We start from the raw sequence: 14924 nt of genomic DNA on the forward strand, positions 1-14924 counted from the left end.
TATAAACCTATAATAAGCAACTGATATAATAGCTTTAAAAAAGGGATAGCAGGATGTCTAAAATTGACAATAAAATTTCTCAGGCGAAGTCTAAACTCTTAGTGGAGTATCCTTTTTTTGGAACTCTTGCCTCAAAGCTTGAACTCTTACAAAGTGATGATATACAAGCTTTTAAAAGTAATGGTAAAACTCTTGAGTACAGTGATGACTTTTTTAAAGAGATTAGTTTAGCTGAGATGGAGTTTGTTTTAGCAAATGCTGCCATGCACGCATCACTTGCACATGAGTCTCGCAAAAACTCTAGAAGTGGCTGGCTATGGCAGTTGGCAACTGACTATGCTATAAATGACATGTTGGTTGAAAATGGACTCTATCGTCCAGATTTGGCACACTATTCTAAAAGATTTAGTGGACTTTATGCTGAGGAGATTTATGCCCAGCTTAAAGAGGAGTTTTTGCGCGATGAGCTAGAGTATGAGGCTGAGGATGCAGATGATATTCAGAGGCAAGAAGAACAAAAAGTTAAAGAGATTGAGAACCAAATAGTAGAAGAAGAGTTGTTTGATGAGTTTGCAAAGGCTATCTTAGAAAAGGAAGAAAAAAATTCGCAACTTCCAACAAGTTTAGAGCGTTTTTTTACCCTAAAGTCTAGCTCAAAAATAGATTGGCGAGATGAACTTAGGGTTGCACTTGATAGATTTAGCAGGGATGATTATACTCAGATGCCACCAAACAAAAAACTCCTGCATCTTGGACTCTACTTACCATCAGCTACGAGTGAGAAGTTTAAACTTGTTGTTGCCATAGATAGTTCAGGCTCAGTTGATGAAGAGCTTTTGGGTGAGTTTTTAAGCGAGTTGGGTTTTTTAATGAATACTATAGCATCTTATGAGATAGACCTCTTGGTTTGTGATGATAAAATTCGTTCCCATACTACTTTTTATGGTGGAGATATCTTAGAAGCAAAAGTTTTTGGTGGCGGTGGAACTGATTTTAGACCTGTTTTTGAGTTTGTAAAAGAAAATCTTCAAGATTCAAAACTGCTTTTGTACTTTAGTGACCTTGATGGAGCCTTTCCTGATGAAGAGCCTAGTTATAGTGTAAAATGGATAACTCCAAAAGAGAGCAAAGTCCCTTTTGGAGAGTTGCTAGTTTTATAGAGTTTACAAATTTTTAACCAAAGTTTACTTGATTTCTTCCGTTTTGTTTTGCGTTATATAGGTTCATATCTGCTTGGTTTATTGTCTCTTCTAGCGTGTCAGAGTCATCATGATAGGTTGCTCCTATGGAGATAGTAAACTTAACTTCACTCTCATCATCAAGCACAAAGACAAACTCTTCAATCTCCTCTCTAAGTCTTTCTAAAATCTCAGGTACACTATACTGGTTTATATTTTTTAGAGCTATACAAAACTCTTCACCGCCAAATCTAGCTACTATATCTCTGTAGCTTGTGTTTGATCTTAAAACCTCTGAGATTGCAACTATAACTTTGTCGCCAATATCGTGTCCATAAGTATCGTTTATCTTTTTAAAGAAGTCAATATCTAACATGGCTATAGCAAACTTCTCGCCACTTAACTTTATATCTTCTATATACTCATTCATATTTTGAAAAAAGTATCTACGATTATAAAGACCTGTTAAAAAGTCTCTGTTTGCATGATTTGTTATGTATTGGATGTTTTCTAGTGCTTCTATGGAGTTGTTGATGCGACAAGAAAATTCTTCTTTTGAGAATGGTTTTTTAATGTAGTCATTTGCACCTTGTTTTAAAAACAGAGCATTTATCTCTTCATCGTTGATTGAAGAGATGGCTATGATGCAAAGTTCAGTTTTGGTATAGTTTTTTCTTATTTCATTTGTTAGTTCAAGTCCGTTCATAACTGGCATATTATAATCCGTGATAACCATAGAGATGTTTAGATGTGAGTTTAACATTCCAAGTGCTTCTTCGCCATGAGCGACAGTTATAACCTCGTAAAATAGATTTTCAAGCATTGTCTTCATCTGGTTTCTAAAAACCATAGAGTCATCAACAACTAAGACTTTGTGGTTTTGGTTTTTCTCAAGTCTTGCAAGTGTGTGGATGATGTAATTTATGTCGTTAACTCCACCTTTATTTACATAGTCGATGATATTTTTTGCAAGCATTTTTTTTCTAAATTCTTTATCTATATTTGCACTAAGTATCATAGTGCGTAAGCCTTTATTTAGTACATAATCAACGATTTCACCATTTGGTGCATCTGGAAGATTAATGTCAAGAAGTGCTATGAAGTAGTTGTATTTTTTTATAAAAAGCTTTGCTTCTGAGAACTTATAAGCTATATCTACTTCATATTTTAGAGAGAATTTTATTTTTTTTGCTAATAACTTTGCTAATGTTTTGTTGTCTTCAACGATTAATATTCTTTTCATGGTGTAATTATACATTTTTAGTATAATTTCTTCATGAATCAAGCCAAGCAAATAACAACAAAACTACTGCAAAAACAAAATGTCTTTTTAACTGGTGGTGCTGGTGTTGGTAAAACTACAATAACAAGAGAAGTGATAAGTCTCTTTGAAGAGGATGCTAAAAAGGTAGCGAAACTCGCATCTACTGGAATGGCAGCTACTTTAATAGAGGGGCAGACACTTCATAGTTTCTTTGATTTAGGCATCGCATCTAGCATAGCAGAGCTAAAATTAAACGCCAAACTAGAACCAAAAAGCAAAATTAAAAAACTCATATCTAGTATGGATCTAGTCGTAATAGATGAGATTTCAATGGTGAGTGATTCACTTTTAGAGATGATAGAACTAAGGTTAAGTCAAGCAAACTTTAGAGGAAGCCTCTTAGTTGTTGGAGATTTTTTGCAACTTCCACCAGTTGTGCGCGGCTCTAATGAGGTGAGATTTGCATTTGAGTCACCACTTTGGGATGAGTTTGAGTTTCTCAGAGTTGAACTTACTCATATCTATAGAACCGATGACAAGGATTTTATAGAGTTGCTAAGCTTTGTTAGAGAGGGTTTTATAAATGAGAGTGTTCATAACTCTCTAAATGAGTTTATAAAACCGCTCCCAAGAGACTTAAGCGAGTTTACCTTTTTGTTTGGTAAAAATAACTCAGCATCTACGCACAACAAAAAAGAGTTGCAAAACATAGACTCAGAACTCTTTATAAAAGAGGCTCAAATTATAAAACACTCTAAAAATATAAGTGATGCACAAGTCGCGAGATTTATGGATGATTCTCGCATCGAGAGTGAGCTAGGGTTAAAAGTGGGTGCACCAGTGCTTTTTACTAGAAACTCATGGAACTATTTTAATGGCGAAAGAGGCATTGTAGTTGGTATAGATGCAACATTTGTTTATGTGCAAAAAAGAGATTCTAAAGTTATAAAGCTTGAGGCGGTTGCACATACAAAGTACAGATGGGATGAGAGAGTAAAAAGCGGTAAAAAAGAGATGCAAGAAGTTGAAGAGCTTAGCATCTATCAGTTTCCTATAAAGCTGGCATTTGCTATAACTATACACAAGTCTCAAGGAATGTCTATAGAAGACCTTATCATTGAGACAAATGAGATTTTTGCCCCATCACAGTTTTATGTAGCACTCTCAAGAAGTTCAAATCCAAAAAGATTAAATCTTATAGCTCCATCATATCAATGGCACAAAATAGTCTTTGTAAATCATAAGGCTTTGGAGTTTGTCAAAGAGGGTGTGAAGTAGTTCGGAAGCAAGGACTCTAGGCGGGACTAAAGTCCCACTTCCGGAAAAGAGTGTGAAATAATTCGGAAGCGAGGCTTCTAGGAATGCTAACCAATGGCATTCCCCACGATGAGCCTCGCCTTATAACTATTTAACAATCTCAAAGTGTGAGAGTTAAAAAGGTTATAATTTATCTTCGTTTTTACCAAGATACTCAGCAACACCTTCAGTTGTAGCTTTCATACCTTCGTCGCCTTTTTGCCAACCAGCTGCACAAACTTCGCCATGCTCATCAGTAAACTGCATTGCATCTACCATTCTGATCATCTCATCTATGTTACGACCTAGTGGTAAGTCGTTGATAACTGCGTGGCGAACTATACCTTTACCATCTATCAAAAATGAGCCACGAAGTGCTACTGACTCGCCAAAAAGTACATCATAATCTCTTGAGATTTGCTTTGTAAGGTCAGCCACTAGAGGGTATTTTATACGACCGATACCACCTTCATTTACTGGAGTCTCTCTCCATGCAAAGTGAGAAAATTGGCTATCAACTGATACACCGATAACATTTACACCACGTTTTTTAAACTCTTCTATTCTATGAGAAAAGGCGATAATCTCTGATGGACATACAAAAGTAAAGTCTAGTGGATAGAAGAAAAGCACAGTACCCTTTTCGCCAAAGTTTTCTGAAAGTTTGAAGTTTTCATCTATAGTGCCATCTGCTAAAACTGTTGTAGCTGTGAAGTCTGGAGCTGGGTTTGTTACTAACATATAATTATCCTTAAGTTTGTTTTGATGTCGAGAGTTTAACACATTAAGATTAATGTTAATTATCTCATGGCAAGTAGTAAATTTATTTAAGGATAATTTTTATCTTTTAGATGTAATTTAGTGCTCTGTATAATTGAATGCTCTGAATAACTATTAGGTTGGATCTCCAATCAAAACAAGAGAATCGCTTTTTGCTATGCAAAAATGTTTCTTTAGAGTTCAGGATGACGCGTGTCTCGTCATTTGGTGCTTGATATAGAATCTAGTTTATAGATTAATCAGAGGGTTCACTTAGTATATATGGATTGTAGCTTAAAAAGTTACAATGAAAAAAATTCCTATTATTAGAACTTACATCCCCAAGTAGGGTTTTAAAACCTCTGGGATAGTTATACTTCCATCTTCTTGTTGGTTGTTCTCCATGATGGCTACCAAGGTTCGCCCAACTGCTAAGGCACTTCCATTTAGTGTGTGAACCATTGAGTTTTTCTTGCCATCTTTGAAGCGGATTTTGGCGCGTCTGGCTTGAAACTCTCTTGTGTTGCTTATAGATGAGATTTCGCGGTAGGTGTTTTGTCCTGGTAGCCATACTTCTAGGTCTATGGTCTTTGCCGCACTAAAACCCAAATCTCCAGTACAGAGATTTACTAGGCGGTGCGGAAGTTCTAATGCTGTTAGTATGTCTGATGCACACTCAACCATCTCGTCAAAGATCTCATCACTTTTATCGGGATGAGATATAGCTACAAGCTCAACTTTGTGAAACTGATGCTGTCTTATCATTCCTCTTGTGTCACGTCCTGCCGCTCCTGCTTCTTTTCTAAAGCAAGAGGTATATGCAGTCATTTTTACGGGGAGTGTTTGAGATGCCAGTATCTCATCTTGAAAAAGATTTGTTAGAGGAACTTCTGCTGTTGGAATCAAAAAGAGTTCTTGGTCTTCTATCTTGTATAGGTCATCTTCAAACTTTGGAAGTTGCCCAGTTCCCTCTAGTGCAGTTCTGTTTACAAGTGCTGGAACACTTACCTCAGAAAACCCACGAGAGCGGTTAAAGTCAAGCATAAAGTTTATAAGTGCGCGCTCTAGTCTTGCACCCATTTTAAAGCTTACAGAAAATCTTGAAGTTGCGAGTTTTACACCTCTCTCAAAGTCTATCCAACCATTTTGTTCAGCCAGTTCCCAATGCTCTTTTGGAGTAAAACTAAACTCTCTTGGAGTTAGAACTTTTTTTATCTCTTCGTTGTCACTCTCATCAGCTCCATCAGCAACATCATCATCAGGGATATTTGGGATTGACATCGCTATGGCTTCAAGCTCGGCATCTGCAACCCTTTGAATCTCTAAGGCTTCACTTATAACGATTTTGTTTGCATCTACTCTTCGTTTTAGTTCGCTTATATCTTTGCCTTCTCTTTTATAGATGCCAAACTCCTTACTCATAGAGTTTTGTAGTGCTTGGAGTGTTTCAAAGTTTGCTTTTGCTCTTTTTAGCTCTTGGCTCTTTTCTTTTAGTTTTTCTATAAGCTCAAGGTCTACACCCTTACGGATAAGTTTAGTACTTATAGTCTCAAAATCTTTTTGTAGTAGTTTTAAATCAATCATAATATTCCTAGTATCTTCTAAATCAAGAGATGCAATTATAGCAAAAATTATTGTACAATACGTAGTAGTAACATTTAAAGGACTTTTGTGGGGTATAAAGCTAAGTTTATAAATAAAATTGTTTGCTTGCTTATAATCTCTTGGAGTGCCTTAATGCTTCTTGCAGCACTTCTTTCTATGTATAGAGACTATGCATATGCAACTATTTTAGCAAAAAACGAAGCTGTCGTTAGTGTTAAAAAAGATTTGGCGTATCGCAAATGGATAGCATCTCATGGTGGTATTTATGTGCCAATCACTAAAAGAACACCTCCAAATCCATACTTATCGCATATTAAAAATCGTGATGTAAACACATCAGCATCACAACAACTAACTCTTATGAATCCAGCATATTCACTTTCACAAATGATGAAAGATTATAGTGAACTCTATGGAACAAAAGGGCATATTACAAGCACAATACTAATGAATCCAAAAAATAAGCCAGATGCTTGGGAAGAAGAAGCTCTCAAACAGATAGAAAAAACACAAGAGCCAATATATACAAAGACTGAAATTAATGGAGAAGAACATTTTCGCTATATACAACCACTAAAAACTGAACAATCATGTCTAAAATGTCACGCTTTTCAAGGCTATAAAGTTGGAGATATAAGAGGGGGAGTTTCTGTCTCTATACCTATGAAGTGGTACTATAATGAAGCTTTTAAAACTATAGTGCTAAATATTGGGATCATAATTATAGTATATCTTATAGGTTTAGGTGTGATTTTATATGGTAGGAAAAAAGCTAAAGAGATAGTTGAGAAAAAAGTCAAAGATTATGAGCAACATATTTTCTCTTTTGTAAATATCATAGAAAAAAGAGATAGTTATACAGCTGGACACACTCAAAGAGTAGCAAAATACTCAGTTCTAATAGCAAAAGAGATGGGCTTTAATGATGAGAAGGTAGATGACCTTTATAGAGCTTGTATGCTTCATGATATAGGTAAAATCTCTACGCCTGACTCTATTTTGTTAAAACCAGGCAAACTAAATAACTTAGAGTATGAGATCATTAAAGAACATGTTGTGGTTAGTTATGAGTTACTTAACAGTGTTGATATCTACAAAGATATAGCTGAGATAGTTCGCCATCATCATGAGCATTTCGATGGAGGTGGCTATCCACAAGGGCTAAAAGGTGACCAGATTCCTATTCTTTCACAGATAATGACTGTTGCTGACGCCTTTGATGCAATGACAACAAACAGAATATATAAAGCTAGAAAAAGCGTTGTAAAAGCTATAGAAGAGTTAAATGAGTTAGCTTCTAAACAGTTTAACGCTCAAGTTGCTAAAGCAGCTAGCGTAGCACTAAAAGATGTAATAATAGAGCATAATATTACTCAATTACCAAAGAGTAAGATAGAAAAAGAGAGATTTGTTTATTTTTATAAAGACCAAATAACAGGCATTTATAACAAAGAGTATTTAGACTTTGTTTTAGCATACAATAGTTCGGATGAGTTTAATATGAAGCATCTCTACATAGTATACCTGCATAACTTTAGTCAGTACAATACCACTCATGGTTGGGTAAATGGAGATGAACTTTTAAGCAAAGTGGCTAACAAGCTTGACTCTATAAATACAAATGATTTGATTTTTAGAATCTATGGAGATGATTTTGTAATTCTTAGCGAAAAAGAGTTTGATATAGAGTCTCACATAAGTGAACTTGAAGAGATTTTAGCGGGGAGTAACATCTCTATATCATACAAAAAGTTTGATATAGAGCAAGAAGATATCACTAGCACAGAAGAGTTAGAAAAACTATTTTAATATCTCTTTTGCTAGGTTAAACTGGTTTGCACTCATAAGATGTATCTTTGGGTGGAGCTCTTTTATGGATTCAAAAAGAGTTTTACTAAGTTCAAAACCAACTTTGTACTCTTCTTCTTCGCCTCTTTTGTTTGCAACTCTTAGAAGTTCTATCCATCTATCTGGAACATTTATACCTGGCACATGAGCAGATAAAAACTGAGCTGTACGAAGTTTAGTGATGGGAAAGATGCCCAAAACCAGCTCAGCTTCTTTGTACTTTGGCAAAGAGTCTCTGTTGGCAGCTTCAATCAAATCTAAGAGCATCTTTGCATTTTCTATGTCATAAACGGGTTGAGTTATGATGCCTAAAGCTCCGTGCTTTATCTTCTTTTGCATCTTCTTTTGAAGAGTTTTTGGGTTTTTAGCATAGGAGTTTACAACTGCAAAAGGGTAAATCTCTCTAGGCTTATGTCCTAAAGATTTTCCAGCATAACTCATCCCGGAGTTAAAAGCACTAATGATATCTAGCAAAAGTGTGCTGTCTGCTTCAAAAACTCCCTTTGAATGAGGCTGGTCGGAGATATTCGCAGGGTCGCCTGTAAGGGCTAAAATGGCTCTTACATCTACTTCATTTGCACCTAGGAGGTCCGACTGTAAGGCTATTTTGTTTCTATCTCTCATAGTCATAGTGGCTAGTACTGGTTTGTTAAATCTATCTTGAAGCATTTTTGCAGCAAAGAGTGAGTTGTACTTTAGTTTTGCTAGAGGGTTATCTGTGGTTGAAAAAGCATCTACTAAGTTATGTAGCCCTAGTGCTTCTATCTTGTCAATGATGGGTGCAAACTGTGGTGAGTTTGGGGGAGTAGTCTCTAGCGTTATATATGTGTCGTTTTTCAATTTATCTATGAGTTTTGCAAACAAAAAAAATCCTAAGTGGGTATAATTGCGATATTATAACAAAAGAGAGTGATATAGATGCTAAAGTTAGCGATTTTTGATTTTGACTCTACTCTTATGGATGGTGAAACTATTGATTTTTTTGCCGAGGAGTTGGGTTTGGGTAAAGAGGTAAGTTTTATAACAGAAGAAGCGATGTCTGGACGACTTGATTTTTTTGAATCACTGCAACAAAGAGTTAAGCTTTTAGAGGGGTTAGAGTACAGTGTGGTTGAGAAAATCAGCCATAACTTACCATATATGAAGGGTGCGATTGAGACTATTGGTGAGCTTAAAAAAAGAGGTATGAGAGTAGTCTGCTTTAGCGGTGGCTTTAGAAGTGCTACTTCATATGCAAAAGATATACTCGGCTATGATGCAGACTTCTCAAATGTGCTACATCAAAAAGATAAAAAGCTCACAGGACTTGTTGGTGGAGATATGATGTTTGGCTTCTCAAAAGGTGATATGCTACAAAGACTTCAAAACCTTTTAGGTGTCAAAGAAGATGAGACTCTAGTTTGTGGAGATGGAGCAAATGACCTTAGTATGTTTGCTCACGCAGGAGTGAGAGTGGCTTTTTGTGCAAGAGAGATTTTACAAAAAGAAGCAAATATAATTATAAAAGAAAAAAATTTAACAAGAATACTCGATGAGTTAGAGAAGGAAAAACAATAATGCTATTAAATACCGTCTGGAGACAGTACAACAAAGAGAACAATTTTAGAGAACTACTAGCTAGATTTTGCAAGATGGAGATAGAGTCACTTATAGAAGATGATAAAGTTCTATATGCAACTCTAAAGTCTAAACTTACAAAAAAAGAGCTAAGACTCTTTGCAATGGATAGCGCACAAATGTCAAACGAAGAGCTAAAAATAGGCTTAGAACTTGATGATGAAGAGTTAGAAAAAGCAAAGTACAAACTATACAAAAAACTAAAACAAGACAAAGTCCGCCTGAGCTTTAGAGAGTCAGCGCTTGGGTTTGATACTTAAGGGTTTGACTTGAGCAAATTTTGCGATGATGGGGTTGTGGTCTGATATTTTTTTTGTATCAATCGCTTTAGCATTTAGCAGTTCTAGATTTTTGTAAAATATATGGTCAATTGGTTTATTGAAAAACTGCTTTATGTGTTTTGCATCTTCTATGATGGCTCTTTGGTAACCTAAAGAGTATTCAAATGTTTCTAAATCACGAATCCTTTTGCTTGACCAGTTGTTAAAATCCCCACTTACAATTACTGCACAGTCTAATCCATATAGAAGCTCATATAGCATATCAAGCTCTGCTTTAAACATCTTTGCATTTACAAAATTTATGGCATGTAGGTTTACAATGATGAGCAGTGAGCCATCCTCAAAGTAGTGGTGAGTGGTAAGGTTTGCTTTTTTTGTTGCTAAAAAAAACTCTTTAGTTTTTGATAAGTGAGCTCTTTGGTGTGCAATGGTTGCCTTTGAAGCGGTTAAGACTCCATAGAGATGGTTTTTTGTCTCTATATTTGGAGCTATTGTGTAGTTATATGGGTCTATTATGATGTCGTAAGATTTGTTTATCTTGTACTCTTGAAAGAGCAAAAAATCAACAGAGTTTTCATCTAAGAGCTCTTTAAGAGTGAGTTGAAAATTTGGATTTAGATTTTCTTTATGAATATTCCAACTTAGAAGCGAGAACTCTTCTTGGAGTGTGGCTTCTTGGAAAAATCCCTCTAGTGGTTTGCTCTTTGGATAAAACATAGATTACAACTGTGAAGCAAAGATTCTAGCAGAGTTTTCAAAAATACGACGCATTCTACCTGCATCTGCTAGCTTTGTATGTTTTGTATCTATCAAAGACTCCATCCATGTTTGCATCTGCTCTATATGCTCTGGTGCATAGGAGATGGTCACGATTTCATAATTTAGTAGTAAGCTTCTGTAATCAAGGTTACTGGAACCGAGGATTAGTGTTTCATCATCAAAAAGCATAGCTTTTGCGTGAATCATCTTACCCTCAAACAAAACCACATCTATACCAAACTCATAAAGATTTCTAATGTAACCAGTACGTGCAAAGTCTGCTATGGCGTGGTTTGATTTTCTAGGCGTGATTATCTTTACATCTACACCTTTATGTGAGGCAATTTTCATGGCTTGAAGAATAAACTCATCAGGGATGAAGTAGGGTGTGATTATCCAGATTCTTCTTTTGGCTGTATAGATGGAGTCTAAAACTACTTCAAGCAGAGCATCGCCTTTTACATCAGGTCCACTAGGAAGTGCTTGGAGTGAATGTTGCCCAGCTCTACTTTGTACAGGGTCTAAGAGTATGGTTTTTTGATTGTGCATATAAGCAATATCTGAGTTAAAGACATCTACATAGCTCTTAACAACATCTCCTTTTGCCTCAAACATTAAATCGAGCCAGCGGTCTTGCTCATATGTCTCACCCATATACTCACTGCTTAAGTTCATTCCACCGCTAAAGAGAGTTTCGTTATCTATGATAAATATCTTTCTGTGATAGCGAAGGTTTAGCTTTGTGATGTTTTTTAAAGAGAAAATTGGAGCAAAAAAATCAATAATAACACCAGCATCTCTGAGCTCTTTTAGAGGCTTTTGCCACAAATAAAGTTTGTATGAACCAAAGGCATCTACGATAAGTCGAACCTTTACACCATTTTTTGCTTTTTGTAATAAAAGAGCAAAAATGACTTCTGTAACATCATCAATCTTGACCACATAAGCTGCCAAATCAATAGACTTTTTTGCACCGCTTAGAGCTTTTATAAAGGCAAAATAAGCATCTTGTGAGTTTGTATAAAGAGCTAGTTTGTTGTTGTTCGTAGCAGGTGCGATATTGTGTGCAAAACTAAGTCTGTCTATGGGATGTGAAGATGGAGTTTGTTGTGGTTTTTTTAAGTTAAGACTGTTTTTTTTATTTTTACTAGAGTGCTTTCGTACTCCAAAGAAGTAGTAAAAAATGACAAAGATATATGGAAAAATAATCATAAGTAAAAGCCATACTATCATAGAAGTAGGAGAGCGTCTAGAGTGGAGCATATGCAAAAGTGTGATTAAAATTGCCAAAGCACTAGAGAGATAAAAAATATAAGAAAACAAAATATCTTGAAGTTCTATGTTATAGCCTTTAAATAAGTAGTAAAGAGAAGTTATTATAGCGTGTTTAGATTATTTTAAAGTATAAATAAGGTTGCGGAGCAAAGTCCGCAACAAGAGAGATAGTTAGTAAATCCTATAAAAGCTCAGCTCTAAGCTCATGTGCAGACTTGATAGAGAGAAGTCCTGGCGCTACATCAAAAGCAGTTTTTGCTCCAAAATCTTCCTTTTGGCTTAGTCTAAAAGTTGCCCTTGCATAGGCTACTAAAACACTTGCAGTAAACTCTGGGTTACTCTCTAAATTTAGCGAATACTCTATGACTTGGTTATTCTTTTGGCTTGTGCTTCCACTCCGTATAACAAATCCACCATGAGGCATCTTGTTATGGTTTTCATCTAGCTCTTTTTGGCTTATGAAGTTTACTGTAGTCTCATAGGGTTCAAAGTAGTTAGGCATAGTTTTTATCTCACTCTCAACTCTCTTAGCATCAGCTCCATCTTCTAAAACAACAAAACACTCTCTTTTGTGTTTTTCTTTTGTTGATAGTGTAGGTCTTGTGCCACTTCTAACTTTTTGTATAGCTTCTTCTGATGGAAGAGTGTACTGAACTCCAGCTTTTACTCCTTGTACTCTTCTGATGGCATCTGAGTGCCCTTGACTTAAACCCTTGCCCCAAAAAGTATATGTCTCTCCAACTGGTAGCAGTGCTTCACCATAGAGTCTGTTGATGGAAAACATTCCAGGATCCCAGCCATTTGCTATGAGAGCTACTTTGTTGTTTGCTTTTGAGGGTTTATCAACACTATCAAAATATTCTGGAATCTTTGCATGCGTGTCAAAACTATCTACTATGTTGAAGTTTGCTGAGAACTCTGGACCTTGGACAGGTAGATCGTCTTTTGAACCACCGCAAAGTATCAAAACATCTATCTTATCTTTAAACTCTAAAATATCATCAACTAAATAAACTTTTGTATCAGGAAATATAGTCTCTACACTTTTTGGGTCTCTTCTTGAGAAAACACCCACAAGGCTCATGTCTGGGTTTTTAGAGACAGAAAGTTCAACTCCACGCCCTAGGTTTCCATAACCTGCTATTGCTATTTTTATCTTTTGTTTCATTTATGCTCCTATTTGAAATGTATATTACTTTTTTTGTTTTAAGAGTATCTTAAAAGTCACTCTTCTTGAGTACTCTCTGTTTTCGCCCTGGCTATGCATGATTCGCTTAGAGTAGCTAAGACCACTTCCTTTTAGTACATCACTAAGCCACTCTTGCTTCTTTAGCTCTTGTTTTTTAAAGATATGACTAAGTGTCTCAAATGAGCGTTGCATCGATAGTTCTGCATTTTTTATATATCTATTTGTAAAATTAGTGTTGCTCCACTCACTAGAGGTGTGACCATTTACCTCAAGTGTATCGATAAACTCTTTGTGTCTATATAAAAAATCAACAAGCCGAGATGAGACTCTATTAAGAAATATCTTTTGTGCCTCAGTAAGCTTGTACTCTCCAACCTTAAATAGGAGTTCATGACTTAAAAACTCTATAGTTAAATCTTCTTTGATTCTTAACTTTTTCGCATCTATCTCATCAGCAAAAAGTTCTAAGAGTGAGTCGTAAATATTCATACTCTTTTTAGAAGTCTGAGCGATAGTTGCATCTCTGTTTATTTTCACTATCCACATATTTGAGTTCTGTTCATTTTTGTATGTGTAGATGCCAGCTGCAGCGGCTTGTGAATTTTCCAGTATGGTTACGGCATTTAGCATATCATAATTTTCTTCGCCAAAATGCTCTTGATGGAGCATTTGAAGATTGGAGTCACACATCATAACCAAAGCATCAGTGTTAAAAGTATCTTTAACATATCCAACGCCAATAATTGTGCCATCTGAATACTCTTTTATATCTTTTAATCCGCTTGCATAAGCTGTGTTTATGGTATTGTCGATAATAACATTGTTTTGAAGGTCAAACTTTATGAGTCTAACTTGATCCCTCTTCATCTCATCTTTTTGACTCAAAGAGACTAAAAAGTTTCCATCTCTTAGTTTGATAATTTTGTGCGGAGTTATGCGTGTATCTGATTTATAGTGTTTTAGCCAGATCTTATCGCCATTTTGGCTTACTCTCATAAGTGTTACATCTCTTTGTTTATCATAGCTTGTTGTGCCTAAAACTAAGATAGAACCATCTCTAGCTTCAACGGCATCAATACTACTATCATCATGTTTAGTACCAAATTTTTTACTCCATAACATCATTCCACTTTTTGAAAAACGGGCTAAAAAAATATCATTTAACCCTAACCCCGTCTCAAAAAGTTTGTCATGTATAGAACGGGTGGTAGTCGAAGAGCCAACAGCTAACACTCCACCATCGCTAAGTTTTATGAGCTTACTCATTCTGTCATAATTTTTTGTTCCAAAAGATTTGCTAAATATAGTGTTGCCATTTGAGTCTAGTTTTAAGATGATTAAAGAGCCATCCATAGTGTGACCACCCACAAAGTAACCATTTGATGGAGTTTTAACAAGAGCTACAGCTTCGCTAAAGCTAGACATCTTGGTGGCTTTTGAGAGCGTTATATTTGCAAAATCATCTATTTTTATAAGGTGCATTTGCGGTCCGTGTGTGTCAGACACACTCGCTAGGTAGTCAAAGGCATTTGTGTAGGTTTTGCTTTGTGAATTGTTAGTGTTTTTGTACTCTTTAGAAAAACCAACTGCACTGATCCCTCCATCATAGTCTTGTGTAATGTCAAAAAGAGCGTTGTTAAAAGGTTTTTTTACAATAATAGAGAAGTCAGAACTCTTAGCATAGATGAGAGAGAGTAGTAACAAAAGTGAGATGAGTATGCGCATATAACTACTTTTTTATTTATATAGTAGCAAAAAATATTCCTAGTTTAAGTAATGAGCATAAAGAGTTTAAAAAATCGTGTTTTGTTTGTGTGGGCTAAGTGTTTAAGAGAAGATAGTGTTGGTGTAAG

13 protein-coding genes are annotated in these 14924 nt (G+C 35.7%); 5 read left to right on the forward strand and 8 right to left on the reverse strand.

All coding sequences use genetic code 11. From position 1 onward, the window contains the following. The first annotated feature begins 53 nt into the window (after positions 1 to 53). On the forward strand, positions 54 to 1160 hold the full coding sequence (locus M947_RS15370) for a vWA domain-containing protein (RefSeq protein WP_021286946.1): 1107 nt from the start codon (positions 54 to 56) through the stop codon (positions 1158 to 1160). A gap of 13 nt (positions 1161 to 1173) precedes the next feature. On the opposite strand, the gene M947_RS15375 is transcribed toward M947_RS15370, so the two are convergent. Next, positions 1174 to 2421 (reverse strand): GGDEF domain-containing response regulator, encoded by a 1248-nt coding sequence (locus M947_RS15375; RefSeq protein ID WP_021286947.1) that lies wholly within the window; start codon positions 2419 to 2421, stop codon positions 1174 to 1176. Between the two features lie 33 nt (positions 2422 to 2454). Here M947_RS15375 and M947_RS15380 point away from each other — a divergent pair, with 33 nt between their 5' ends. After that, positions 2455 to 3720 (forward strand): ATP-dependent DNA helicase, encoded by a 1266-nt coding sequence (locus M947_RS15380; protein ID WP_021286948.1) that lies wholly within the window; start codon positions 2455 to 2457, stop codon positions 3718 to 3720. Positions 3721 to 3882: 162 nt separating this feature from the next. Here the strand turns inward: M947_RS15380 and M947_RS15385 are convergent, their stop codons facing one another. Further along, positions 3883 to 4479, reverse strand: a complete 597-nt coding sequence (locus tag M947_RS15385) for a peroxiredoxin (RefSeq protein WP_021286949.1) — start codon at positions 4477 to 4479, stop codon at positions 3883 to 3885. 351 nt (positions 4480 to 4830) lie between these two features. After that, positions 4831 to 6081 (reverse strand): serine--tRNA ligase, encoded by a 1251-nt coding sequence (gene serS / locus M947_RS15390; protein WP_021286950.1) that lies wholly within the window; start codon positions 6079 to 6081, stop codon positions 4831 to 4833. Positions 6082 to 6168: 87 nt separating this feature from the next. Here serS and M947_RS15395 point away from each other — a divergent pair, with 87 nt between their 5' ends. Further along, positions 6169 to 7911 carry an HD domain-containing phosphohydrolase gene (locus M947_RS15395; protein ID WP_021286951.1) on the forward strand — a complete coding sequence of 581 codons (1743 nt, stop codon included), beginning with the start codon at positions 6169 to 6171 and terminating at the stop codon, positions 7909 to 7911. Here the strand turns inward: M947_RS15395 and M947_RS15400 are convergent. Next, entirely contained in the window at positions 7903 to 8814 is a 912-nt protein-coding gene (locus M947_RS15400) for a methylenetetrahydrofolate reductase (protein ID WP_021286952.1), read from the reverse strand. The two genes, M947_RS15395 and M947_RS15400, sit on opposite strands and share 9 nt — an antisense overlap. 54 nt (positions 8815 to 8868) lie before the next feature. On the opposite strand from M947_RS15400, the gene serB reads away from it, so the two are divergent. Both serB and M947_RS15410 read left to right on the forward strand, forming a co-directional pair. Then, on the forward strand, positions 8869 to 9507 hold the full coding sequence (serB, locus tag M947_RS15405) for a phosphoserine phosphatase SerB (protein ID WP_021286953.1): 639 nt from the start codon (positions 8869 to 8871) through the stop codon (positions 9505 to 9507). Further along, positions 9507 to 9827: a hypothetical protein gene (locus M947_RS15410; RefSeq protein ID WP_021286954.1), complete on the forward strand. Its 321-nt coding sequence runs from the start codon at positions 9507 to 9509 to the stop codon at positions 9825 to 9827. Before serB ends, M947_RS15410 begins: the two co-directional genes overlap by 1 nt. On the opposite strand, the gene M947_RS15415 is transcribed toward M947_RS15410, so the two are convergent. The 4 genes from M947_RS15415 to M947_RS15430 form a co-directional block, all read right to left on the reverse strand. Beyond that, the gene (locus tag M947_RS15415) at positions 9804 to 10565 is read right to left on the reverse strand and encodes an endonuclease/exonuclease/phosphatase family protein (protein ID WP_021286955.1); all 762 of its coding nucleotides are present in this window, start codon (positions 10563 to 10565) and stop codon (positions 9804 to 9806) included. The genes M947_RS15410 and M947_RS15415 overlap by 24 nt on opposite strands. A 3-nt stretch (positions 10566 to 10568) precedes the next feature. Further along, complete coding sequence (locus M947_RS15420) at positions 10569 to 11819, reverse strand: phospholipase D-like domain-containing protein (RefSeq protein WP_021286956.1); 1251 nt, start codon at positions 11817 to 11819, stop codon at positions 10569 to 10571. A gap of 244 nt (positions 11820 to 12063) precedes the next feature. After that, positions 12064 to 13050, reverse strand: a complete 987-nt coding sequence (locus M947_RS15425) for a diaminopimelate dehydrogenase (protein ID WP_021286958.1) — start codon at positions 13048 to 13050, stop codon at positions 12064 to 12066. Between the two features lie 24 nt (positions 13051 to 13074). Continuing rightward, positions 13075 to 14796 carry a hypothetical protein gene (locus tag M947_RS15430; protein ID WP_021286959.1) on the reverse strand — a complete coding sequence of 574 codons (1722 nt, stop codon included), beginning with the start codon at positions 14794 to 14796 and terminating at the stop codon, positions 13075 to 13077. Positions 14797 to 14924: the final 128 nt, after the last annotated feature.

The sequence above is a fragment of the Sulfurimonas hongkongensis genome (genome assembly GCF_000445475.1).
In the GTDB taxonomy this organism is placed as follows: domain Bacteria; phylum Campylobacterota; class Campylobacteria; order Campylobacterales; family Sulfurimonadaceae; genus Sulfurimonas; species Sulfurimonas hongkongensis.